This is a genomic window from Symbiopectobacterium purcellii, from assembly GCF_052050035.1.
Taxonomy (GTDB): domain Bacteria; phylum Pseudomonadota; class Gammaproteobacteria; order Enterobacterales; family Enterobacteriaceae; genus Symbiopectobacterium; species Symbiopectobacterium purcellii_A.
The window spans coordinates 5,095,476-5,114,789 of record NZ_CP189882.1 but is presented as its reverse complement, the minus strand read 5'-3'; the positions used below and the strand labels follow the sequence as shown (position 1 = coordinate 5,114,789).

The window sequence follows — 19,314 nt, the reverse complement described above, 5'->3', positions numbered from 1 at the left end:
CTGTTCCTTACCGACGGTTAGCGATAGCGACGGCGTGCGTTTCTTTCACGTATCGCCTGTGCCTCTTCAATGGAAACCACGCGACGACCTACAGGCCACAGTGCGATGACCGCCAGTTTGAAGTTGGCGATGCCGACAGGAATACCGATAATTGTTAGGCATTGCGCAATGCCGCTGGCAATGTGCGATATACACAGCCACCATCCAAAGAGAATAAACCAGAAGACATTGAGGACTGTCCCGCCCGCGCTTAATACGGCATTTTTACGCTCAGGCTCTACCTCATCGATGTGAACGGCCTCATTGCCGTAGGGGAATAGCGATAGCTTGGTGATTTCCCAGCATGATCGGGTCAGTGGCAATGTGAAAATCAGAACGATGCTAATTAGCGTTGCAATAAACCAGGCCAGCGTAGTGAAAAATCCGCCCAGCACAAAATTAAGAATGTTCAATACGGCGCGCATTATTGCTCCATGATGTCAGGCGTAGCGAAGGTCTCGTAAATAGGGCATCTATTATTACAAAATACAGACATCTGATGGCATTGCTTCAGCACACATCGCGTATGATGTCATCAGAAAGAATATTACATCAAGCGCAGGGATATCTTAACGTGTTTTAACACTGGAGAAGGGGTCTGTGTCGCAGGTAAACTACCGAAAAGCCGTTTTTTTCATGGCGTAACGAAAATGGAATTGAAAGCAACCTCTTTAGGCAAACATCTAGCGCAGCACCCCTATAATCGGGTGAAGCTGCTCAATGCGGGCGTTCAGGTGAGCGGTGAGAAACACGAGTATGTCATTCCCTTTAACCAATTGCTGGATATTCAATGCAAGCGTGGTTTGGTTTGGGGGGAGTTGGAGTTTGTGCTACCAGAAAACCAGGTGGTACGACTGCATGGCACCGAATGGCAGGAAACCCAACAGTTTTACCGCTATCTGATGAAAATGTGGCGGCAGTGGAGTGACGACATGAGCGCGGTGTGCGCCGACGCGTTGCAGCATCAACTCACCGATATCGAGCAAATGGTGAACCAGCAGGGGTGGGTTTCACGTCAGGCGCTGGCGGAGTTACAGACAGATATTCGTGCAACGCTCGCCTCCTTGCCGCTGCCTGTCGCCAGGCTGACGGAGTTTGTGAACTGTTGTGACAGCTACACCCTTTGTCAGCAGTGGCTCGCTGAGGGTGAATCGTGCAGAACCACCTGTAATCACGCCTGGATGGAAAAAACGCTCTCCTCCGAGCAGGCATTTTTTGACGGCGTTGAAACGACTCCGCTCAATGTTTCGCAGTGTCGCGCCGTCATCAACGGTGAAGATTCCGTATTGGTGCTGGCCGGTGCGGGCAGTGGAAAAACGTCCGTACTGGTGGCGCGCGCTGCCTGGTTGCTGCACCGCAACGAAGCGATGCCGGAGCAAGTTCTGTTACTTGCCTTTGGCCGCAAAGCTGCGCAGGAGATGAACGAACGTATTCAGGCGTGCTTGCACACGGACGCTGTACAGGCCAAAACATTCCATGCGCTGGTACTGCATATTATTCAACATGCTACGCGTAAAGCGCCGTCCATCAGCCAATTGGAAAGCAATGGCGCGCTACGGCATGCGCTGCTGATTAAAACCTGGCAGCAGCAGTGCGCGGAAAAGAAAGCGCAAGCCAAAGGATGGCGGGAGTGGCTGAGCGAGGAGATGGCGTGGGATGTGCCTGACGGCGAGTTCTGGCTTGATCCGCGTCTTGCTGCGCGCTTGAGCGGTCGTTTGGATCGCTGGCTTGGACTTATGCGCATGCAGGGCGGGAGCCAAAATGACATGCTGGCGCTGGCAGATGATGAGCAGCGCCCACGGTTGCAGCGTGGTTTGCGCTTGATGGCTCCTTTGCTTAAAGCATGGAAAGCCGCATTGAAAGAGGAAGGCGCAGTAGATTTCTCCGGCCTGATACACCAGGCGGTGAATCTGCTGGATAAAGGGCGCTTTATCAGCCCCTGGAAGCATATTCTGGTCGATGAGTTTCAGGATATTTCGCCCCAACGTGCGCAACTGTTGGCCGCGCTGCGCAGGCAAAATCTGCGTACCCGCCTTTTTGCTGTCGGTGATGACTGGCAGGCGATTTACCGTTTCAGTGGCGCGGAACTGACGCTGACTACCGCATTTGAGCATCACTTTGGGCGCGGTGAACGCTGCGCGCTGGATACAACCTACCGCTTTAACGGTCGCATTGGTGAGATTGCCAATACCTTTGTGCAGCAAAACCCGCATCAATTAAAGAAACCCCTCAACAGCCTGCGTGCAGGTGATAAAAAAGCGGTCATGCTGCTACCTGAAACACAGTTGGAAGCGCTGTTTGATAAGCTCAGCAGTTACGTCACGCCTGATGAGCGTATTCTTGTGCTGGCGCGCTATCGCCATTTGCGGCCAGCCATGCTGGATAAAGCGCATGTGAGGTGGCCAAACCTGGTTATTGAGTTTATGACGATTCATGCCAGCAAGGGGCAACAGGCTGATTATGTGGTGATTGTGGGGTTAAACGAAGGCAAAGAAGGTTTCCCTGCCTTGCCGCGTGAAAGTTTGCTGGAGCAGGTCTTGTTGCCCCGGACGGAGCCTTTTGCTGATGCGGAAGAACGGCGTTTACTTTATGTGGCACTAACCCGTGCGAAACACCGGGTCTGGTTGCTCTACGATCGTGACGCACCGTCTGTCTTTGTTGAGCAATTACAGCGTATCGGTGTGCTGCTTCACAGAAAACCTTAATAACAGCGCTGCCAGCAACCAGGTAGCGCTGATGCACCGCGTTACTTCAGACGCTCATTCAGATAGCGTTGGTAGTCAGGAATGGCGATCTCAACGGGCTGTTTAAAAAGTGCTGAGTTAACCAAAAAATCAGCGGTGGAACGGTTGGTTGCGACCGGAATATTCCAGACGGTCGCCAAGCGAAGCAGAGCCTTGACATCAGGATCGTGTGGAACCGCATTCAGTGGGTCCCAAAAGAAGATCATCAGATCGATTTTTCCTTCCGAAATCAAAGCTCCAACCTGCTGGTCTCCCCCCATCGGGCCGCTCAGCATGCTCTTGACCGGAAGCGCGGTGGTGCGTTGGATCAGGTTCCCCGTGGTGCCTGTCGCGTAAAGGTGGTGCTCAGACAACGTGTTCTTGTGTGTACTCACCCAATCCAGCAGAGCCTGCTTGCAGTGGTCGTGTGCCACTAAAGCAATGTGCTTATGTTCAGGAATAGTACGGGTGGTGAGTTCCATGTTTACGTCCTTTCATCAGAATAATAAACACAGATTACGAGAACACTATTTCGCTGAAAAGATGTAGATGAAAAAAATGCGACTAACAACCAGCGCATTGATGCGACTGCGGTTAAAATAATCAAAACAGCGGTGCGATTTTATTACTTGTCCTTTTCCTTTGCCCATTTCAGAAAACGATCCTGCGTGTCTTTGTCTGCCTGCCGAAACCAGTATTTGAGAATAAGAAAAGGGTCAATGCTGTCTTGGGCATTGGCTGCGTTATTCTCAGGCCAGGTTTTTGCGTTCTCTTTGGGCGAAGTAAAGGCGGTGACGGATGCATTTTTATTGGCAGCATTGTACTGTGCCAGAATGGGCTCCAACTGGTGAGCGAGCTCATCACTGCTCAGTTCAAGCCTGTCGAGGCGTGCGCTGATAGGGTTATTGTGGTTATCCACGAGTTGATAGTGCGTGTCGAGGTTGAAATGCTCGCGCGCTTTGGGCGTGTCGAGTGCGGGCGACTGGATAGTAATGACGTCCTGATTACGCATATTGAACGCAGCCAACAACAGCGGCGATGAGTACGTACGTTTTTCACTGCCAGAGGTAGACGTCGTTTTTACCACCCGAAACAACAATTGATGTTGCCCGTTATCCAGTTCCAGACTGTCTGCACCTTTCAACAGTGAACTGGACACCTTTTGCCCATCGACGGCGAGCAGTTCAATATCCTGATGTAACTTTAGGGTGGTGGCAGCGCTGGCCATACTGCTCGTGACGAAGAAAAGCAACACTAAAACACGATACAATTTCATCAGCTTTCCTCCGGCATCATTTAACTCGTCATTGTTGAGTATTTGGCTAAATGTGTCAAAGTTTTCATTTTTTAACAGTTTTTTATCGGTGCTGGGATTTGCCCCCCATGTCAGGGTAGTTGTCGCCTCTGAGTGAAAAAAATCTAGGGGGCTGGAGAAGCTGTTCATGGGAAGCTATTCGCCAGAACGTAAAGCGGCTGTGATCGCCAGAATGTTACCGCCGCATAGTCAGCCTATTTACCAGATATCCCGCCTGGAAGGCATTCCCGCCAATACGCTTTATGGCTGGCGGTCTCAGGCTGGAATTCCGACTCAGTCGGCAGCCAGTGAGAGTAAACTCCACCTGGAGTGGTCTCAGGATGCGCGCTTCGCCGTTATCGTTGAAACCGCGCCGCTTTCTGCTCATGCTGTGGCTGAATACTGTCGCCGTAAAGGCCTCTATCCTGAACAGATTCAGCAGTGGAAGGACGAGTTTATGCAGCCAGGTCAGCGTGCAGAAAGAGCCTTAATAAAGAAACAGCAAAAAGAAATTTAGCAGCTTAATCGTGAAATAGCCCGCAAGGACAAAGCCCTCGCCGAAGCGGCGGCACAGCTCATCCTGGAAAAAAAGCTCAAGGCGTTCTTCGACGAAGAACGCGAGGTCGAATGACGCGCACAGCCGACAGGTTACGGCTGATGAAGATGCTGGAGGAGGCTGCCACTGCCGGCGTCCGGCAAAGCGATGCCTGCAGGTCTGTAGGTATTAGCGAGCGGACGTTCCAGCGCTGGCGGCTAAGTCCTGACGACCGGCGACCGACGGCATCACGGCCGATGCCGAAAAACAGGCTCAGTGCTGAAGAGGAACAGCAGGTGCTGGCCATCTGCCATGAGCCACGATTCGCCAGTCTGTCGCCGGCGCAAATCGTACCGGCACTAGCCGATGAGGGGCGTTACGTTGCCAGTGAATCGACGTTTTACCGGGTGTTGCGCCGTGCCGGAGAGGTCAGTCATCGCGGGCGTCAGCAGGCCCCGCAAAGTAAGCCGCTGTCGACATGGAAGGCGATCGCGCCGAACCAGGTGTGGTCGTGGGACATCACCTGGCTGAAGTCGCTGACGGCGGGTCACTGGTTCTACCTGTATCTCATAGAAGATGTGTTCAGTCGCAAAATAGTGGGTTATGAGGTGTACCCGGTCGAAAGCGGCGAGTATGCAGCAGAACTGCTGAAGCGAACGGTGCTGAGCGAGCGCTGCTGGCAGGAGCCTCTGGTACTGCATGCGGATAACGGTGCACCGATGAAGTCACAGGTGCTGCAGGTGAAGCTTGCGGAGCTGAAGATAACCCCGTCACACAGTCGGCCGCGGGTAAGCAACGACAACGCCCACGTGGAATCGCTGTTCAGGATGCTGAAATACGTGCCTGCATGGTCTGAAAAAGGCTTTGCAACGCTGGAAGATGCGCGAGCCTGGGTGGAAACCTTCGTCGGCTGGTACAACGAGGAACATCGCCATAGCGGTATCCGGTATGTCACGCCGGGCCAGCGGCACAGAGGCGAAGACAGCCAGTTGCTGGTAAAGCGAAAATCGGTGTATGAGGCAGCAAAAATGCAGAACCCGCATCGTTGGTCAGGGCCAACAAGAAACTGGGAGCGGCAGGACGAAGTGTGGCTAAATCCGGAACGGGAAAAACAGGCCGTATGAATCAACTGGGGCGACAACTATAGCCAAGCGACATTATTTTGATAACAGCCAGCTATGCTTCTTTGCCGCATATCAGGGCATAGGATGTAATCATTTTTAAGTCGGTTGGCTATATCTTCGGCAATGGCAACAACGCAGCCCGCTCACGCGGCATGCGTTGTTCAGGCGGAATACCGGTGGTGCCATGTTTACGGGTGTTGGCAACGGTGATCAACCACTCACCAATGCGTGCATTAGCCGCGGGGACGTCCAGTATCAGCCCAGCCTGGCGAAACGTGGCGGCAAGCGGCACAACAAAGCTGTTCTTGAGGTAATGGTTGAAACGTTGAGTCTGTAAAGAATTTCGTGTAAATGGCTCCATCGCTTAACCGGAAATCCGATCTCCATACATCAACATGAATTGGCTCATAGCCGGTTTCCAGTCTCTGATTGGTAGGGTCCATTTAGCCGAGATATTATGCAAGGCTAGATAGAATAATTTTAGCACCGAGTCATCTGTTGGAAATATTCGTCGCGTTTTCGTTATCTTGCGCAATGAAGCATTTAACGACTCTATCGCGTTGGTGGTGTAGATAACCGGCTTTGTTGAATAATTTAAGATACTGATTTATATAAGCATTATAAAATTTCAACGACTAATTTTTCCTCTCGGAATGGCTTTGTTGAATAATTTAACCGTTTGATTTACATCTTCTTTAGTTAGAATGCATTTACAGAGAATGTATTTTGTTAGAACGACAAATCAAATAGTTAGCACAATAAAAAGCATTCCGAGAGGCTTTGTTGAATAAATCAGAATTAGCCGACAGGATGACTCCCTCTGCTACACCTGTTATCCTATCCTGACGCTGTGTGGCATACCCAACAACGTCATACGGTTCAGCGCTTTGACCATCGCTATGGCTTCACCTACTTGAGCCTCATAGTCACGCAGGCTCAGATGGCCACCCAGCAAAGTTTTTATGCGGAACATCGCTGTGGCTTTGTTGAATAATTTAAGATACTGATTTATATAAGCATTATAAAATTTCAACGACTAATTTTTCCTCTCGGAATGCTTTTTATTGTGCTAACTATTTGATTTGTCGTTCTAACAAAATACATTCTCTGTAAATGCATTCTAACTAAAGAAGATGTAAATCAAACGGTTAAATTATTCAACAAAGCCCATCGCTGTTTCTGCCACTGAACGCCGGTGATAACCCACTTTCTTTTTCCACATATCATTACTCCCGCTCAGACGCTGATTCGCCACCGCATGGTTACGTTCATGGTACTTGTCCGGCCAGTATTTGGCTCCGCTTCGCGGCGGGATAAGGGGCCTGATTTTCTTTCTTAGCAACGCATCGTGGCAGTATAGCTAAGCGACATTATTTTGATAACAGCCAGCTATGCTTCTTTGCCACATATCAGGGCATCGGCTGTAATCATTTTTAAGTCGGTTGGCTATACCTTGACACGCACCGTTTGCCACCCCATTTGTGTTTACTGCTTTGTTTATCTGAGAATTCTACTTTCAGATATGCCAGATTGAATACCTGAGTTGTCGGCAAGGTAAGACAAAAATTAGGCGGCACTGTGATGTACACTGTAAAAGAGTCCATGGTATGCGAGGTAACAACAATGAAGGATGCAGAGATTAAATCGGTGTTGGAGAAGGTAAATACGATTGCGTTGGTCGGTGCCAGTGAGAAAGTCTCTCGTCCCAGTTACGGTGTGATGGCTTATTTATTGAAGCAAGGGTACGAGGTGATCCCCGTCAGTCCTAAACTGGCAGGGCAAGAACTCCACGGTCAACGGGTTTATGCGTCACTTGCCGATATTCCTGGCAACGTGGACATGGTCGATGTTTTTCGCCAGCCAGAGGCGGCTTACGAGGTGGCTAAAGAGGGCATTGCCATTGGTGCAAAAGTGTTGTGGCTGCAAATTGGAGTAATCAACGAGCAAGCGGCGGTGCTGGCAAAAAATGCCGGACTTGAGGTTGTGATGGATCGCTGCCCCAAAATCGAGATTCCGCGCTTGGGTCTTGCTAAGTAATAAGCCTGTACGTAATGCCGGCCACAGCGGCCGGTATTAATGCTGTAAGCGAGGCGCTCGCTGTTTGATTGTAGTGGTTGAATAATCAGGACACTAAACTTACATCCAAAACGGAGGTGTTTAGTGAACCATAAACGACAATTTACCCCTGAGTTTAAAAAGGAAGCCGTTGCCCTGGTAACAGAGCAGGGCTATACGATAGCCAGGGCAGCAGCATCGCTGGGCATAAGCAACAAAACCCTGCATACATGGGTCTCGCTGGCACGCGAGCAGAGCAACGGCGTACTCAGCGATGATGAACGTGCAGAGTTAAAACGGTTACAAAAGGAAAACAAAGAGTTACGTACAGAGAAGGAGATACTAAAAAAGGCGAGTGCCTTCTTCGCGAAACATATGTCGTGAGATACCGGTTCATTCTCGACAATGCCACTGACTTCAGCGTTCGTACACTCTGTCGGGTCATGCGTGTGACGGCCTCTGCCTGGTATGCATGGCGAAAAAAGCCCGCCGAACCGCTGCAAAAAGACGTGGAGGTCCGGATCAGGTTAAAGGCGCTGTTCGCCGCCAGCAGACAGGGAGCAGGAAGCCGGACGCTGGTCAAAAGGCTTCGTGGAGAAGGCATCATAATCAGCCGCTGGCGGGTGAGGAAAATCATGCAGGAAGAGGGGCTGGTCTGCCGACAGCGCCGGACTTATAAGGTCACGACAAAACCCCGCCCGGGTGCAGAGGTGGCCCCAAACCTGCTGAACCAGAATTTTAACCCGCCGGGGCCAAATCAGGTGTGGGCGAGTGACATCGCGTATCTGAAGACCGGTGAAGGCTTGCTGTATCTGGCGGCTATTATGGATTTGTACTCCCGGCAGATAGTGGGCTGGCAGGTGGACAGACGGATGACCTCATCGCTGGTCTGCGGGGCCCTGATGAAGGCATATAACCTGCGAACTCCCCCGCCGGGCCTGGTGGTGCATACGGACAGGGGGGCGCAGTACACGGGACAACGCTTTCAGGCGCTGCTGAGCAGCTACAGGCTGAGGAGCAGTATGGGAGACGTGGGTGCCTGCTGGGATAATGCGGTGATGGAGCGCTTCTGGGGCAGTCTGAAACATGAATGGTTGCTGCTGGTACCCCAGCCAACACGGGCTTACATGGAGCATGATGTGGCGACGTATATCCGCTACTATAGCCAACCGACTTAAAAATGATTACATCCTATGCCCTGATATGCGGCAAAGAAGCATAGCTGGCTGTTATCAAAATAATGTCGCTTGGCTATACAACCTAGACAGGCATCATGCCGCTAACGGGGATCTGTCTCCGGTGCGTTATGAACAAATGGCTGAGAAAAAAGTGTCCTGATTTACTTGACCAGTGCAGATCTCTTTAGCAAGCTCATTCAGCGAAGGGTGCCTGTCATCATCGGGAGCCTCTTGCATCAACTGTGCTTCCGCCAGATAAGTATGAATGGTTTGCCCTTGTTCATCTTCCATCACAACATGATACCAAGGCGCAGAGCGCAGCGTATCATGGGCATCCAGCTCCTCCCACGCCGGGCTTACCAGCGAGTATTCAGGATCGATATCAATCACGACACCAGGGTACCACAGCAGTTTATGACGAATCTGTTCTCCAATACCGAATTTACAGATAATCATAATGCCTCCTGAGATAATCTGACTCTGTAACCTTACTTCTATATGGGCGCGAATGCCCAGATTTCAAGCCGCAGGTAGAAAGGTAACGTCGCGTATTTGCTACCGGATTAAGATTATTTTACTGTTAATAGTATAGCTAAACGACTTAATTTTGATTACATTATTTAAATGAGCTATTCAATTGATTTTAGACGTAAAGTGATATCTACACGGAAAAACGAAGGGTTGAGTATCCGAGAAACAGCGAAGCAATTTCGGATTGGCCCTGCCTCTGTATCGCGTTGGATTAATCAAATAGAGTCAAAAGCATCGACCACGCGTCAGCGAAAGATCGATAAATCCGAGTTGATAAAAGATGTTGAACAATATCCAGATGCTTACCAAAAAGAACGTGCAGAGCGTTTTGGCGTTTGTCAGAAGGCCATTTGGCAAGCGCTTAAAAAGCTGGGATTGACCTATAAAAAAAACTCTACGTCATCCGAAAGCCGACGAAAACGCCCGGCAGGGATTTCAACAAAAAAAACAACAGTATGAAAAAGAAGGTAAACCTATTGTTTTTATTGATGAAAGTGGTTTTTCACACGATACCCCACGGACTCACGGCTATTCCCCAAAAGGTCAACGGTGTTTTGGCCTGAAGAACTGGGGAGCTAGGGGAAGAACAAATGTTATCGGCGCTTTATTAGGCACAACGCTGTTTGCTATCGGATTATTTGATATCAATATTAACAGCGATGTTTTCTATGCCTGGGTCACACAAGTCCTTATCCCAGTACTCCCTAAAAACAGTGTAATCATGATGGACAATGCCACTTTTCACAAAAAACATAATATTCAACAAGTCATCATCGATGCAGGGTATATGGTGGAGTATTTGCCTACATATTCGCCAGATCTTAACCCAATTGAGCATAAATGGGCACAAGCAAAAAGCAAAAAAAGAGAGATGGGTTGCGATACAGAGAGTTTGTTCTCAGTCCATATGGTGTAATCAAAATTAAGTCGCTTGGCTATATGATGCATATTGCGTTGCTGTGCAGGAAATAAAGGTGCCTGCCCATTGATGATTGAGGAGGCGTTTAGATGGCAGAACACGGTGTGACAGCCTATGTGTACGGTGTGGTGCAAGGTGTTGGTTTTCGTTATCACACTCAACAACAGGCGCGACAACTGGGTATAAAAGGGTATGCCAGAAATTGTGAGGATGGCAGTGTGGAAGTGGTAGCCTGTGGTGAGCCGCAGCAGGTTGAGCAACTTATCGCTTGGTTAAAAGCAGGTGGGCCGCGCAGCGCTCATGTTGAGCGTGTTCTTACCGAACCCTGGGCGATGATGGATTACACTGGTTTTTCAATCCGCTATTAGCCGAGCATCAGATACACTTTACCGGTTTAGGTAGTCCTGCAATTTTGGTGGCCTGTTTGGCCGGGCCTTTCGGGAAGAGCCGATACAGGTAGCGGCTATTACCTTTTTCTTTACCGTACTTTTGTGCCATTGCTTTTACCAGCATGCGAATTGCCGGTGAAGTATTGAACTCCAGATAGAAGTGGCGAACAAAACGCACTACTTCCCAATGCGCGTCCGTTAACGTGATATCTTCCTGCTTTGCCAGCATCGGTGCGAGAGATTCGTGCCAATCAGCGCTGTTAAGCAAGTATCCTTGTGCATCCGTTTCTATAAAACGCCCTTCGAACTCTAACATAATGCCTCGTAACCCTTGTTTTAAGCGAAGTGTAGCAAAGAAATTCAGCCGGAAGAATGGGGTAGGCGGGGGAATAAAAAGGCCTGAGCGCAAACTCAGGCCTGTTACATCAGTAGAACGACAAAGGCAAAAGCCTCTATTCGGTTAGTTGTTGCGCATGATACCCAAAATGCTCAACAAGCTTACGAACAGGTTATAAATGGAAACGTACAGGCTCACCGTGGCGCGAATATAATTCGTTTCACCACCGTGAATGATGTTGCTGGTTTCCCAGAGAATGGCACCTGCCGAGAACAGAATAAACAAGCCGCTCAACGCAAGATGCAACGCAGGGAGTTGCAGGAACAGATTGGCAATCACCCCGACGATCAGAACAACAAATCCCGCCATCATCATTCCGGACAGGAATGACATGTCCTTACGCGTTGTCAGAACATAGGCAGAGCAGCAGAAAAAGACCAACGCCGTGCCGCCCAATGCAAGCATGATAATGTCAGAGGCACCGGAGGCAATCAATGAGCTCAGGATTGGGCCCAGCGTGTATCCCATAAATCCGGTGAGCGCAAATGCTGCCAGAATACCTGCTGGACTGTTAGCGAGTTTGTGGGTCAAGAACATCAGCCCGTAAAACCCTATCAGCATCAACAACAAGCCCGGCGCGGGGAGGTTTAGCACGGTGCTGGCGGTTGCGGTAAGTGCGGAAAAACCCAGCGTAAGCGATAAAAGGAAATACGTGTTACACAGCACCTTGTGCGTGCTGAGCAGTGAGCTTTCCTGTCTGGAAGAGACAACAATACGATCCATGGCAGCGACTCTCTCTGTTAACTGATTATTATGGCTCAGGATATCAGCATAAATAGTTGCACAGGGTTATTAAAGCCGTTTTACCCTTCTTTACGCTGTGAGGTGCTAATTTTATAAGCATTATGATGATATTACATCCAGTTAACGCTAAATAGGTTATTTTTAGCGCAGTTGAGCATTATCATGCTTTACAACCTCGCAGGCTGTGTTTATAGTTCGCTTCGTTGTGGAGGGGTGGCCGAGTGGTTTAAGGCAGCGGTCTTGAAAACCGCCGAGTGTAACAGCTCCGTGAGTTCGAATCTCACCTCCTCCGCCACTTTTTTCAAGCACTTATCTGTAGTTTCCCATCTTGCTTTTCTCCCTGTTGGTATTCACTTGGTATATTTTGTTGGTATATCCATTTCCCTTAACTGCATGATTATTCACTTTTATTGATTAGCGGTAAATCAAGCGTCGGGCTGATTTTGGTCTTGCGGTCATAGGTGATCACCTGCATTTCGGTTTTGTGTCCACTAAAAACCTGTTTATCTCGGCTGCTGCCCTCGTAGTCCGAGATCCCCTTGGCTTTCAAATCGTGGAAGTGGCAGATCAACTCATAACCAAGTTTTTTACCAGCTTCCCGGCGTGCGTTAACCCATAGCGTGTTCAGCCCCTTATGGCTGTATTTATCACCGAATTTGTTGGCGATGATGTAACGCCGTCCACCCAACGAACGGGCATGGTCGAGCACCGTGCGAAGCCTTTCGGTATATTCCTTGATCTGTTTAACGCCCGTTTTACCTTGTTGAACGAACAAACCCAAATCAGTTTCTTGCCGCCATTCCAGATCTTGCACATCTCCGATTCTTGCCGCACAGAGATAAGCGATCTCCATGGCACATTGAAGTGCTGGTGTGGCTTCCTGGTAAATCGCCAGATATTCAGCATCAGTGATGTAAACATCACGCGCTTTCACCGTAAATTTTGACACGCCGGCGCATGGGTTGCCTCGAGCATAGCCACGTTCATAGCCCCATTTAAAAACGCGAGACATGCTGCTGCGCTCCTGGTTGGCTTGCGTCCGTGAGCTTTTCCCTCGCAAATCCATAAATCGGCGCACATGCTCAGGCTTAATACTGTCGGCCTTCATCTTGGCAAATACGTGAAATAGTTTTTTCTGGTGCTTGAGGTAATCGGACTGAGTTCTTGGGGCCAGATCTTTGTAATACTCGCTATTCAGAAACATTTCCCACAGGCGCTGAAATGTCACAATGTCGCGCTGTGAGTTTATTAATTTCTCGTATTTCTCCCACACCTGAGCGATCGACATATCCCGTATTTTGCCGAGAGTAATGGTTTCTTTTGTTCCTACTGGTTTAAAAATATAACTGTAATGATTTTTCCTTACCCTTGGCGGCAGTTTGTTATCATCAGGGTTTATGCGTTTCCGTCCCATTAAATACCTTCGAAATTGGGCTGTTCTTCTTCGCTTATTGGTGTGCTGGTGGTGGAGCCGTTCAACACTGTGTTAACGTGAGACCAAGTAACGCGAGGTCTGCCATCACGCCGCACAACAAATGAGACCCCCGCTCTTGCCAATGCCTCGCATTGTTTGGACGGGTACTTATAGCCCGTCAGTTCTATTAATTCGTCGTCGCTTAATAGGTCGCTCATGGTCTTGCCTCAGGTTGTTAATAATGGAGTCGGCAAGCGCGCAGGCCTGGTCTATTTCCTGCTGCGTGAGGGTTTTCTTTCTCACACTGGCGGCAAGCCGTCCGATCTTAATGTCAAATACTGATAACAGGCATTCGCCCGGTTTCCATCGCTGCATGGTGACCTCCGTAAAGGCCACCATGTTATTTGGGTGGGGTTATGATTTCTGATTATTAATAATCAACTCGGTGGACTTCCTTTTTTCGCGCGTGATTTTCACTTCACGGGGAAAGTAGAACTCTAAATAACCCCTATTCGGTATCCCGATCATTGCGTCTGACCCGTCAGGAAATTTAAAGTGTATCTTATCGCCACGTTGGACAAAGATTCGTAGCATTGGTCTTGCCTCGAGTTAACGGACTTGTAGCGATTGCGCCCCGATTTCAATGTGCGCCCCGGGAACAGGGTTCAACAGTTCGTCAGGTGGTATTTCTCCACGGGCTATGATCTCGGCAGCAGCAGCTTCCGCTGCTTCAATAGTTTCTTTAATTTCTTTTTTCTTGGCGGTGGTTGTGGCGATAGTATCGACAAAATCACCAGGGATTGCGTCAATATTATCAACAATCACACTTGGTAAACCCTTTCGTACCGTAAAGGTGTTGGTTGTTGTTTTCAGACTATTCAGCCCACATGCCATCAAACAGTTTAAAACATACTGTTTGATGGATTTGGCGTGTTTTTCAAACGATTTTTTGCGGTCAGCCAGGCGCTTAGCCTCTTCGTCACAGGTCTTTGCCTGCCCTTCGAGATTTCGAATATGGATGTAAGCCGCATCCAGTTTGTCGCCCAGCGCCATTTCGTTACCTTCCATGGTATCGGCTATCATTTCCGGCGTAATATCGTCAGAGCTCTCCAAGAGTTCTTGGAGTTTTCTCATATCGTTAGCAATTGCAATAGCGGTCGTCGTCATGCTGTTTCTCCTTCATTGGCTTTCAGCGCTGCAATGCGCTCGTCTTTAATCTGGTTCAGGCGACGCAAACGCCCGGCCAGGTATTTGGTATATTCGTTATCGCCTTTGGCATCGGCACTCTTGCGGTGTACTTCCAGTTCGCGGGCGACGGTGCCGAATATTTTATTAACCTCGTTGACGCTGACAGCGCCTTCCAGCGTGGCCGCGTTCTTGGTTAATTTTTCATCTAGTTCAGTACGCAGCCGCACGGTGTCCTCGGCTTTATCGCTGGCGTTCTTAATTTTGAACTCGACCTCGTTTTCGGCTACATACTCGGGGTTGTCATGCATGCCAAGCCATACATCGGCACTGAAACCAAGCAAAGAGAGCGCCTTTTTGATGGCGTCAGTGAGGCTTTTCTTGATGACTTCCGAGTCCGTTTTAATCCCATGCTTGGTTTTGTACATGTACGGTGTGGCACCGTAAGCTTCGATCTCTGAACGCTCGCTTTCCTCGTTGAGGTACCAAAAGGCGATTTTCAACGAGTGATTCAACTCACTGATAAGCGAGCCGTCAGAATCACGCAGTAGTTTTATGCCGATGAATTTTTTGTTGTCGTCATACAGCGTTTCACTCAGTGGCGCACCGGGGATCATTTTCTCTTCCAGAACGCGATAACCCCAGCCGCTACCTGCCGGGCCAAAGATTTCAGTAGCCCGCATGATCATGTATTCGCTGTTGATGCTGGTACCTTCAAAACCGGTACCCGTCAGCGGTTTGGTGTAGCGTGGATCGGTACGCTGTACGCGCTTCCAGATGCTGAGATTCTCTTGCTCGGTAACGGGTTTATCTGCAATTTCTGATTCAACAGCCGAGGCGCGGGACTGAAAATCATCTGCTGGTGCTGGTGCTGGTGCTGGTGCTGGTGCTGGTGCTGGTGCTGGTGCTGGCGTTTCGGGTTCGGTGGCGTATACGCCAAAGCCCATTTTATCGAGGGTTTCTTTTGCCTGCTGCGCTGTAGTCTCTGCCGTAGCTGCTTCGCGCACTTCCGTTTTTTCTCCCTGCTTTGAGGGGGCAGAACCGACCAGACCATCAACGGAGAAACGCCCTTCACCCAGATTGCTGACCTGCACACTATTGGCTTCCTGTACTGGTGTCTCTGGTTCCGGCTGGGTGGTGCGCCATGCTGTGAGAAACTCATCAACAAAACGCTTGCGGCCATTTGGATCGGTAGCAAGGGAAGGGTGCTTTTTAGCTTCCGCGATCAGGGCGAAAATAACCGGGCGCGGAATGGTCAGCACTTTTTCGACAATGCTTAATTGGGTCGACCAGCGCTTATAGGCTTCATCATCAGCCTGAATCAGTTTATCGCCCTTGTCAGTTTGCTCCTTGCTGACAGACCACGGATCGTCAATATCATTTGCCAGCGCAATAGCAACCTCACGGCTCAAGGTGCGGTAAGTGTGTGGATAGGGGCGATCATGGTCTAAACCTGCGATTTCTGACGGCGAGTCATTGGCGGCCGGAGCGTTATTAACGGCAGTTTGTTGTGGGCGATTGGATGGCTTGCTGACCCAATCATTCACGAACTTAATGACGCGCAGCGGGGATTCTGACGGCGCGGGGAATTGTTTGTGGATGGCCTGTACCAGTTCTAGCAATGATTGCGGGTACATCTGCGCCAGCGCCTGATTTTGTGACATAGCATCAATGATGGTGGTTGAATCAGGATCCTGATCGTCGTCGGCAAGGAAATCACAAATCATTGAGTGTTCGTGTTCGTTAATTTCATGTTGCCCATAGAGAACCAGCGCAGCGGCTTTTTCGTTTAATGCCAGCGTTGAGAAATCAACGAGGTCAGTAGGGTTGGTTTGCGTCTGCGCTTCTTTACGATGCCAGAAGCCACCCACCAGATCGTTTTCTTGCGGAAATTTCTCATCAAACACACCAACGGGCGGGCGGGGCGAACCCACAGCATCCTCGGTAATTTCAGGTTTGAAAAAGTTATCGCTGGCACCGGGAAACTCTTCTTCCAGTTTCATAGTGGCGGCCATTTCAGCCAGCTTTTTATTTTTGGCTTCCAGCGCAATGGCCAGCGGCACAGCGCCGTTTTTCTGCGCCCCTTTTTTGGGCGTGTACAACAAGATAAAAATTGGCATTGGTCTTACCTCGGTTATTTCAGGTGCTCAGAGTTAGCGCCTTCCTTGATGCACAGCAGGCGCTGAATTTCTTTTTCAATATCCCGGTCTTTCGCCAGTGAGTCGGCCAACACGTTGGATTGCTGGTTTTTGAGGGATTCAATCTGGCGGTCAATCAGATCGACAGGGGAGTACAGCGGAACAGGAATGGTTACATCGTGGGTACCCAAAAGGATCCAGCCTTGCATCTGTGACATGTCACACGTCAGAGCATCGACTTTTTCTAAATGGATGTTGAAGTGGATATATAACTTCACGGTGATTTCTGGCGCTTTCATAGCGAACCTCGTATAATTATGCCGATCAGTATCGGCTTAGGTTGGTATTGGTCTTGCCTCGATAGAAAGGTTGGTCCCTTTCTATCAACTTCCCGGCAAACTTTGGTCAGTGAACCGGGGTAAAGAAGCCTGCCTGACGGTGGGCTTTTTTACGTCTACGAAAAAATTGGCGGATTGGTTGGGAATACACCGCACCGCCGAAACGACACGCAGCAACATTTGCAGTGTCGGTTACGCTATCCGATGTCGCTTTACTGTCCAAACAAGCCCAGAACTTACGACCGCCTTTCCTGGTATTGGCGCGGTCTTTCCCGCCGTCAGGTCTTGCCTGCCACACTTTCCCGCTGTGGCTACGTAATTGAGGCATTAGCTCTGGAAAAACAAATTCCCGAGACGTTGAAACAAATCAAGGACGAGGAAATTGCTCTGCTCCGTCAGAAGCGATATGAGGACGCGAACGGATCCTTTTAGGGATTAGCACCAGATAGGCCCTAGCCGCACATGTTGCTGCGGTCAGGCAGCGTTCTCTAATCACTTCCTCTGACCAGCCTCGCAATGTCATTTCTTTGACAATCGCCAGCAGCGTTTCGGCGATATCGTTGTAAAGCAGGCTGACTGCACGCATCGGGTATTCTTGCCCATCGATAACGATGACTTCTTCTTTCGGACTTTGTTCGGTCATGGTGCCTCCATCTGTTGTTAAAACAGAACGTGTTAATTGTGCCTGCTGCTTCGGTCGTACCTCACCCGTCTTTCCGGGGTGTCAGAACTGTCACCCAAACTACTGCGCTGGTATTGGTCTTGCCTCGCGGCCAACGGAATTGTTCGCTTTTGTGAAATATAATTTAGATAAAACTACCTATTTAGGCAAGTCAATTTGTTAGATTTATAGAAATAAATCTTCGTAATTAATCTATGCTATTGATTGCATGTGATTATTTTTTTTCTTTGCGGGCTTTTAACAGTTCATAAAACAACTTGTTAAAATCTTCAACCTTTTCACGCAGTTGGGTTATTGTGCGCTCTTTTTCTGATTCAGGCAGCGCAGAAAAAAGATCTAAAAGCTCTTGTTCTTGGCTGCTTAGTGGTGAGAGGGCGTCGCTAGGCTGCTGTGGTGTAAATGCTTCATCACCGAATAGAATCCAGGTTGGGGAGCATTGCAGGTATTTGCTAAGAGAGAAAAGGTTTTTTCCACCTGGTTCGCTATCTCCGCTTTCCCATTGAGATATCGTTACGTGTGCAACGCCAACCAGCTTGCCTAATGCTCGCTGGGTAAGGTTTAAATCTTTCCTACGCGCTCTGATGCGCTCACCTAGTGTATTCATAGTTCGTAAATTCTAAATTATCTTGACTTAGATTTCTTGAACACCTAATTTGTTAGAAAGATCAAACAAAGGAGGTGCTTGTGTTGACCGCTGCTGCAATAACGCACTTTGGTAGCAAAAGAAAACTGGCCGCCGCCGTAGGTGTGAAAGCGCCAACGGTATATGGCTGGGGCGATTTAGTGCCAGAAAAGCACGCGTATCGTTTGGAGAAGCTCACAGACGGGGCATTGAAATATAACCCTGCTGTATACCCCAGAACCACAGATGCAGCCTAATCGGTGCTGCTTCAAAAATCTGATTATCAATAATCAATTTGCGACAGGAGACGCAATGAACATTCAGGCATTGAAAGATGAAATCGAGGCATGGGCGGCTGATGTTGGTCAGGAGGCGGTAGCGATTGAAGTAACTCGGGCATTTTTTGAGATTGGCGGGGATCCGGCGATCCGTCTTTATCCGATTGAACACAATGGCTCTGTTGACTGGAAAGCCATTTACAACAACAGGCAGCAGTTATTTCGCTGGCTGCGTGCTGACACAGCGGCATCACACCGAAAGCTCAAGGCACTGGCACCGATTTTTCACACAGTGCTACCCGCAGAACGACGCGCCCGGCTGCTTAACGAAACGGGCACGACATACCTGCTAACCGTGGCAATTCATGAGTTTTCGACCGCCGTTATTGCCGTGATGCTAAACGATCGTGACGTGACTCAGCGAATAGAAATGGCCTGCGGGGCCATGCATGCCGTATCGCAAAAAAACATGCGGATGACCACCGCTTAACGAGGCAAGACCAATGCTTACCAGAATCGACCGAATCACCTACCGGAATGGTTTCCGGGTAAATGGGGCACCTTCGACCATTGCAGATGTTAATCCCATTTTTGAAGGCCGTAGGGCTGCCGCACTGTCCGTGTGGGAGCAGTATGAGAAATCCAAGGCTGCGTTAAGAATACTGGGTCTCTCCCCTGAACAGTATCAGGCGGCATGCCGACAAATCGCCGAAGCGCTGGGGGTGTGAT

General features: G+C 49.4%; 22 protein-coding genes, 1 tRNA gene and 5 pseudogenes. 11 read left to right on the top strand and 17 right to left on the bottom strand.

Translation table 11 applies throughout. From position 1 onward, the window contains the following. Positions 1–17: 17 nt before the first annotated feature. On the bottom strand, positions 18–464 hold the full coding sequence (locus tag ACQGXV_RS34710; RefSeq protein WP_196908619.1) for a YccF domain-containing protein: 447 nt from the start codon (positions 462–464) through the stop codon (positions 18–20). Positions 465–689: 225 nt separating this feature from the next. On the opposite strand from ACQGXV_RS34710, the gene helD reads away from it, so the two are divergent. Next, on the top strand, positions 690–2,744 hold the full coding sequence (helD, locus tag ACQGXV_RS34705) for a DNA helicase IV (RefSeq protein ID WP_440864562.1): 2,055 nt from the start codon (positions 690–692) through the stop codon (positions 2,742–2,744). Between the two features lie 41 nt (positions 2,745–2,785). Here the strand turns inward: helD and ACQGXV_RS34700 are convergent, their stop codons facing one another. Both ACQGXV_RS34700 and ACQGXV_RS34695 read right to left on the bottom strand, forming a co-directional pair. Then, positions 2,786–3,244, bottom strand: a complete 459-nt coding sequence (locus ACQGXV_RS34700; RefSeq protein WP_264627459.1) for a methylglyoxal synthase — start codon at positions 3,242–3,244, stop codon at positions 2,786–2,788. A gap of 143 nt (positions 3,245–3,387) precedes the next feature. Continuing rightward, the gene (locus ACQGXV_RS34695) at positions 3,388–4,206 is read right to left on the bottom strand and encodes a DUF2057 family protein (RefSeq protein ID WP_440864561.1); all 819 of its coding nucleotides are present in this window, start codon (positions 4,204–4,206) and stop codon (positions 3,388–3,390) included. Between ACQGXV_RS34695 and ACQGXV_RS34690 the strand changes: the two are divergent. Further along, positions 4,205–5,715, top strand: a pseudogene (locus tag ACQGXV_RS34690) (IS3 family transposase). The gene ACQGXV_RS34695 and the pseudogene ACQGXV_RS34690 overlap by 2 nt on opposite strands. 109 nt (positions 5,716–5,824) lie before the next feature. Here ACQGXV_RS34690 and ACQGXV_RS34685 read toward each other — a convergent pair. From ACQGXV_RS34685 to ACQGXV_RS34670, 4 genes and pseudogenes are all read right to left on the bottom strand, one after another. Continuing rightward, entirely contained in the window at positions 5,825–6,007 is a 183-nt protein-coding gene (locus ACQGXV_RS34685) for a hypothetical protein (RefSeq protein ID WP_440863849.1), read from the bottom strand. Between the two features lie 72 nt (positions 6,008–6,079). Next, positions 6,080–6,298, bottom strand: a pseudogene (locus ACQGXV_RS34680) (transposase); the annotation flags it as partial. A 249-nt stretch (positions 6,299–6,547) separates the two neighbouring features. Further along, positions 6,548–6,697: pseudogene (locus ACQGXV_RS34675) on the bottom strand (IS5/IS1182 family transposase); the annotation flags it as partial. A 186-nt stretch (positions 6,698–6,883) separates the two neighbouring features. After that, positions 6,884–7,072: pseudogene (locus ACQGXV_RS34670) on the bottom strand (IS5/IS1182 family transposase); the annotation flags it as partial. Positions 7,073–7,338: 266 nt separating this feature from the next. Between ACQGXV_RS34670 and ACQGXV_RS34665 the strand changes: the two are divergent. Next, complete coding sequence (locus ACQGXV_RS34665; RefSeq protein WP_440864560.1) at positions 7,339–7,752, top strand: CoA-binding protein; 414 nt, start codon at positions 7,339–7,341, stop codon at positions 7,750–7,752. A gap of 123 nt (positions 7,753–7,875) precedes the next feature. Further along, positions 7,876–9,108: pseudogene (locus ACQGXV_RS34660) on the top strand (IS3 family transposase). Here the strand turns inward: ACQGXV_RS34660 and hspQ are convergent. Next, positions 9,075–9,404 carry a heat shock protein HspQ gene (gene hspQ, locus ACQGXV_RS34655; protein WP_440864559.1) on the bottom strand — a complete coding sequence of 110 codons (330 nt, stop codon included), beginning with the start codon at positions 9,402–9,404 and terminating at the stop codon, positions 9,075–9,077. The pseudogene ACQGXV_RS34660 and the gene hspQ overlap by 34 nt on opposite strands. A 168-nt stretch (positions 9,405–9,572) precedes the next feature. Here hspQ and ACQGXV_RS34650 point away from each other — a divergent pair, with 168 nt between their 5' ends. From ACQGXV_RS34650 to yccX, 3 genes are all read left to right on the top strand, one after another. Continuing rightward, positions 9,573–9,938, top strand: a complete 366-nt coding sequence (locus tag ACQGXV_RS34650) for an IS630 transposase-related protein (protein WP_440862584.1) — start codon at positions 9,573–9,575, stop codon at positions 9,936–9,938. Then, on the top strand, positions 9,862–10,395 hold the full coding sequence (locus tag ACQGXV_RS34645; RefSeq protein ID WP_440867179.1) for an IS630 family transposase: 534 nt from the start codon (positions 9,862–9,864) through the stop codon (positions 10,393–10,395). Before ACQGXV_RS34650 ends, ACQGXV_RS34645 begins: the two co-directional genes overlap by 77 nt. Before the next feature lie 92 nt (positions 10,396–10,487). Continuing rightward, positions 10,488–10,766 (top strand): acylphosphatase, encoded by a 279-nt coding sequence (gene yccX / locus ACQGXV_RS34640; protein WP_440864558.1) that lies wholly within the window; start codon positions 10,488–10,490, stop codon positions 10,764–10,766. 7 nt (positions 10,767–10,773) lie between these two features. Here the strand turns inward: yccX and tusE are convergent, their stop codons facing one another. Both tusE and yccA read right to left on the bottom strand, forming a co-directional pair. Next, the gene (gene tusE, locus ACQGXV_RS34635; RefSeq protein ID WP_440867801.1) at positions 10,774–11,103 is read right to left on the bottom strand and encodes a sulfurtransferase TusE; all 330 of its coding nucleotides are present in this window, start codon (positions 11,101–11,103) and stop codon (positions 10,774–10,776) included. A 144-nt stretch (positions 11,104–11,247) separates the two neighbouring features. Next, complete coding sequence (gene yccA, locus ACQGXV_RS34630; protein WP_440864557.1) at positions 11,248–11,907, bottom strand: FtsH protease modulator YccA; 660 nt, start codon at positions 11,905–11,907, stop codon at positions 11,248–11,250. A gap of 228 nt (positions 11,908–12,135) precedes the next feature. Between yccA and ACQGXV_RS34625 the strand changes: the two genes are divergently transcribed. Then, positions 12,136–12,223, top strand: a tRNA-Ser gene (locus ACQGXV_RS34625). 102 nt (positions 12,224–12,325) lie between these two features. Here ACQGXV_RS34625 and ACQGXV_RS34620 read toward each other — a convergent pair. From ACQGXV_RS34620 to ACQGXV_RS34590, 7 genes are all read right to left on the bottom strand, one after another. Next, positions 12,326–13,342: a tyrosine-type recombinase/integrase gene (locus ACQGXV_RS34620; RefSeq protein ID WP_440864556.1), complete on the bottom strand. Its 1,017-nt coding sequence runs from the start codon at positions 13,340–13,342 to the stop codon at positions 12,326–12,328. Beyond that, positions 13,342–13,560 (bottom strand): DUF4224 domain-containing protein, encoded by a 219-nt coding sequence (locus tag ACQGXV_RS34615; RefSeq protein WP_440864509.1) that lies wholly within the window; start codon positions 13,558–13,560, stop codon positions 13,342–13,344. The genes ACQGXV_RS34620 and ACQGXV_RS34615 overlap by 1 nt, the downstream gene beginning before the upstream one ends. 391 nt (positions 13,561–13,951) lie before the next feature. Then, positions 13,952–14,509 carry a siphovirus Gp157 family protein gene (locus ACQGXV_RS34610; RefSeq protein ID WP_440864555.1) on the bottom strand — a complete coding sequence of 186 codons (558 nt, stop codon included), beginning with the start codon at positions 14,507–14,509 and terminating at the stop codon, positions 13,952–13,954. Beyond that, entirely contained in the window at positions 14,506–16,647 is a 2,142-nt protein-coding gene (locus ACQGXV_RS34605) for an exodeoxyribonuclease VIII-like protein (RefSeq protein WP_440864554.1), read from the bottom strand. The genes ACQGXV_RS34610 and ACQGXV_RS34605 overlap by 4 nt, the downstream gene beginning before the upstream one ends. 14 nt (positions 16,648–16,661) lie before the next feature. Further along, a complete protein-coding gene (locus ACQGXV_RS34600) occupies positions 16,662–16,964 on the bottom strand; it encodes a hypothetical protein (protein ID WP_440864552.1) in 303 nt (100 codons plus the stop codon). Positions 16,965–17,370: 406 nt separating this feature from the next. Beyond that, positions 17,371–17,646 carry a hypothetical protein gene (locus ACQGXV_RS34595; RefSeq protein WP_440864550.1) on the bottom strand — a complete coding sequence of 92 codons (276 nt, stop codon included), beginning with the start codon at positions 17,644–17,646 and terminating at the stop codon, positions 17,371–17,373. A gap of 253 nt (positions 17,647–17,899) precedes the next feature. Next, positions 17,900–18,289 carry a helix-turn-helix domain-containing protein gene (locus tag ACQGXV_RS34590; protein WP_440864549.1) on the bottom strand — a complete coding sequence of 130 codons (390 nt, stop codon included), beginning with the start codon at positions 18,287–18,289 and terminating at the stop codon, positions 17,900–17,902. An 80-nt stretch (positions 18,290–18,369) separates the two neighbouring features. Here ACQGXV_RS34590 and ACQGXV_RS34585 point away from each other — a divergent pair, with 80 nt between their 5' ends. The 3 genes from ACQGXV_RS34585 to ACQGXV_RS34575 are packed head-to-tail and all read left to right on the top strand — an operon-like array spanning position 18,370 to position 19,313. Then, positions 18,370–18,564 carry a Cro/CI family transcriptional regulator gene (locus ACQGXV_RS34585; protein WP_440864548.1) on the top strand — a complete coding sequence of 65 codons (195 nt, stop codon included), beginning with the start codon at positions 18,370–18,372 and terminating at the stop codon, positions 18,562–18,564. Positions 18,565–18,619: 55 nt separating this feature from the next. Further along, positions 18,620–19,075, top strand: a complete 456-nt coding sequence (locus ACQGXV_RS34580) for a toxin YdaT family protein (protein WP_440867800.1) — start codon at positions 18,620–18,622, stop codon at positions 19,073–19,075. Positions 19,076–19,088: 13 nt separating this feature from the next. Further along, positions 19,089–19,313 (top strand): hypothetical protein, encoded by a 225-nt coding sequence (locus ACQGXV_RS34575; RefSeq protein ID WP_440864547.1) that lies wholly within the window; start codon positions 19,089–19,091, stop codon positions 19,311–19,313. Position 19,314: the final 1 nt, after the last annotated feature.

What these genes read in the sequence shown, in the direction of transcription:
- ACQGXV_RS34620 (WP_440864556.1), bottom strand. Translation starts at nt 13,342, where the DNA reads ATGGGACGGAAACGCATAAACCCTGATGATAACAAACTGCCGCCAAGG.
- ACQGXV_RS34710 (WP_196908619.1), bottom strand. Translation starts at nt 464, where the DNA reads ATGCGCGCCGTATTGAACATTCTTAATTTTGTGCTGGGCGGATTTTTC.
- ACQGXV_RS34580 (WP_440867800.1), top strand. Translation starts at nt 18,620, where the DNA reads ATGAACATTCAGGCATTGAAAGATGAAATCGAGGCATGGGCGGCTGAT.
- ACQGXV_RS34650 (WP_440862584.1), top strand. Translation starts at nt 9,573, where the DNA reads ATGAGCTATTCAATTGATTTTAGACGTAAAGTGATATCTACACGGAAA.
- ACQGXV_RS34605 (WP_440864554.1), bottom strand. Translation starts at nt 16,647, where the DNA reads ATGCCAATTTTTATCTTGTTGTACACGCCCAAAAAAGGGGCGCAGAAA.
- ACQGXV_RS34665 (WP_440864560.1), top strand. Translation starts at nt 7,339, where the DNA reads ATGAAGGATGCAGAGATTAAATCGGTGTTGGAGAAGGTAAATACGATT.
- ACQGXV_RS34595 (WP_440864550.1), bottom strand. Translation starts at nt 17,646, where the DNA reads ATGACCGAACAAAGTCCGAAAGAAGAAGTCATCGTTATCGATGGGCAA.
- hspQ (WP_440864559.1), bottom strand. Translation starts at nt 9,404, where the DNA reads ATGATTATCTGTAAATTCGGTATTGGAGAACAGATTCGTCATAAACTG.
- ACQGXV_RS34575 (WP_440864547.1), top strand. Translation starts at nt 19,089, where the DNA reads ATGCTTACCAGAATCGACCGAATCACCTACCGGAATGGTTTCCGGGTA.
- yccA (WP_440864557.1), bottom strand. Translation starts at nt 11,907, where the DNA reads ATGGATCGTATTGTTGTCTCTTCCAGACAGGAAAGCTCACTGCTCAGC.
- ACQGXV_RS34695 (WP_440864561.1), bottom strand. Translation starts at nt 4,206, where the DNA reads ATGAACAGCTTCTCCAGCCCCCTAGATTTTTTTCACTCAGAGGCGACA.
- ACQGXV_RS34590 (WP_440864549.1), bottom strand. Translation starts at nt 18,289, where the DNA reads ATGAATACACTAGGTGAGCGCATCAGAGCGCGTAGGAAAGATTTAAAC.
- ACQGXV_RS34700 (WP_264627459.1), bottom strand. Translation starts at nt 3,244, where the DNA reads ATGGAACTCACCACCCGTACTATTCCTGAACATAAGCACATTGCTTTA.
- helD (WP_440864562.1), top strand. Translation starts at nt 690, where the DNA reads ATGGAATTGAAAGCAACCTCTTTAGGCAAACATCTAGCGCAGCACCCC.
- ACQGXV_RS34610 (WP_440864555.1), bottom strand. Translation starts at nt 14,509, where the DNA reads ATGACGACGACCGCTATTGCAATTGCTAACGATATGAGAAAACTCCAA.
- ACQGXV_RS34615 (WP_440864509.1), bottom strand. Translation starts at nt 13,560, where the DNA reads ATGAGCGACCTATTAAGCGACGACGAATTAATAGAACTGACGGGCTAT.
- ACQGXV_RS34600 (WP_440864552.1), bottom strand. Translation starts at nt 16,964, where the DNA reads ATGAAAGCGCCAGAAATCACCGTGAAGTTATATATCCACTTCAACATC.
- tusE (WP_440867801.1), bottom strand. Translation starts at nt 11,103, where the DNA reads ATGTTAGAGTTCGAAGGGCGTTTTATAGAAACGGATGCACAAGGATAC.
- yccX (WP_440864558.1), top strand. Translation starts at nt 10,488, where the DNA reads ATGGCAGAACACGGTGTGACAGCCTATGTGTACGGTGTGGTGCAAGGT.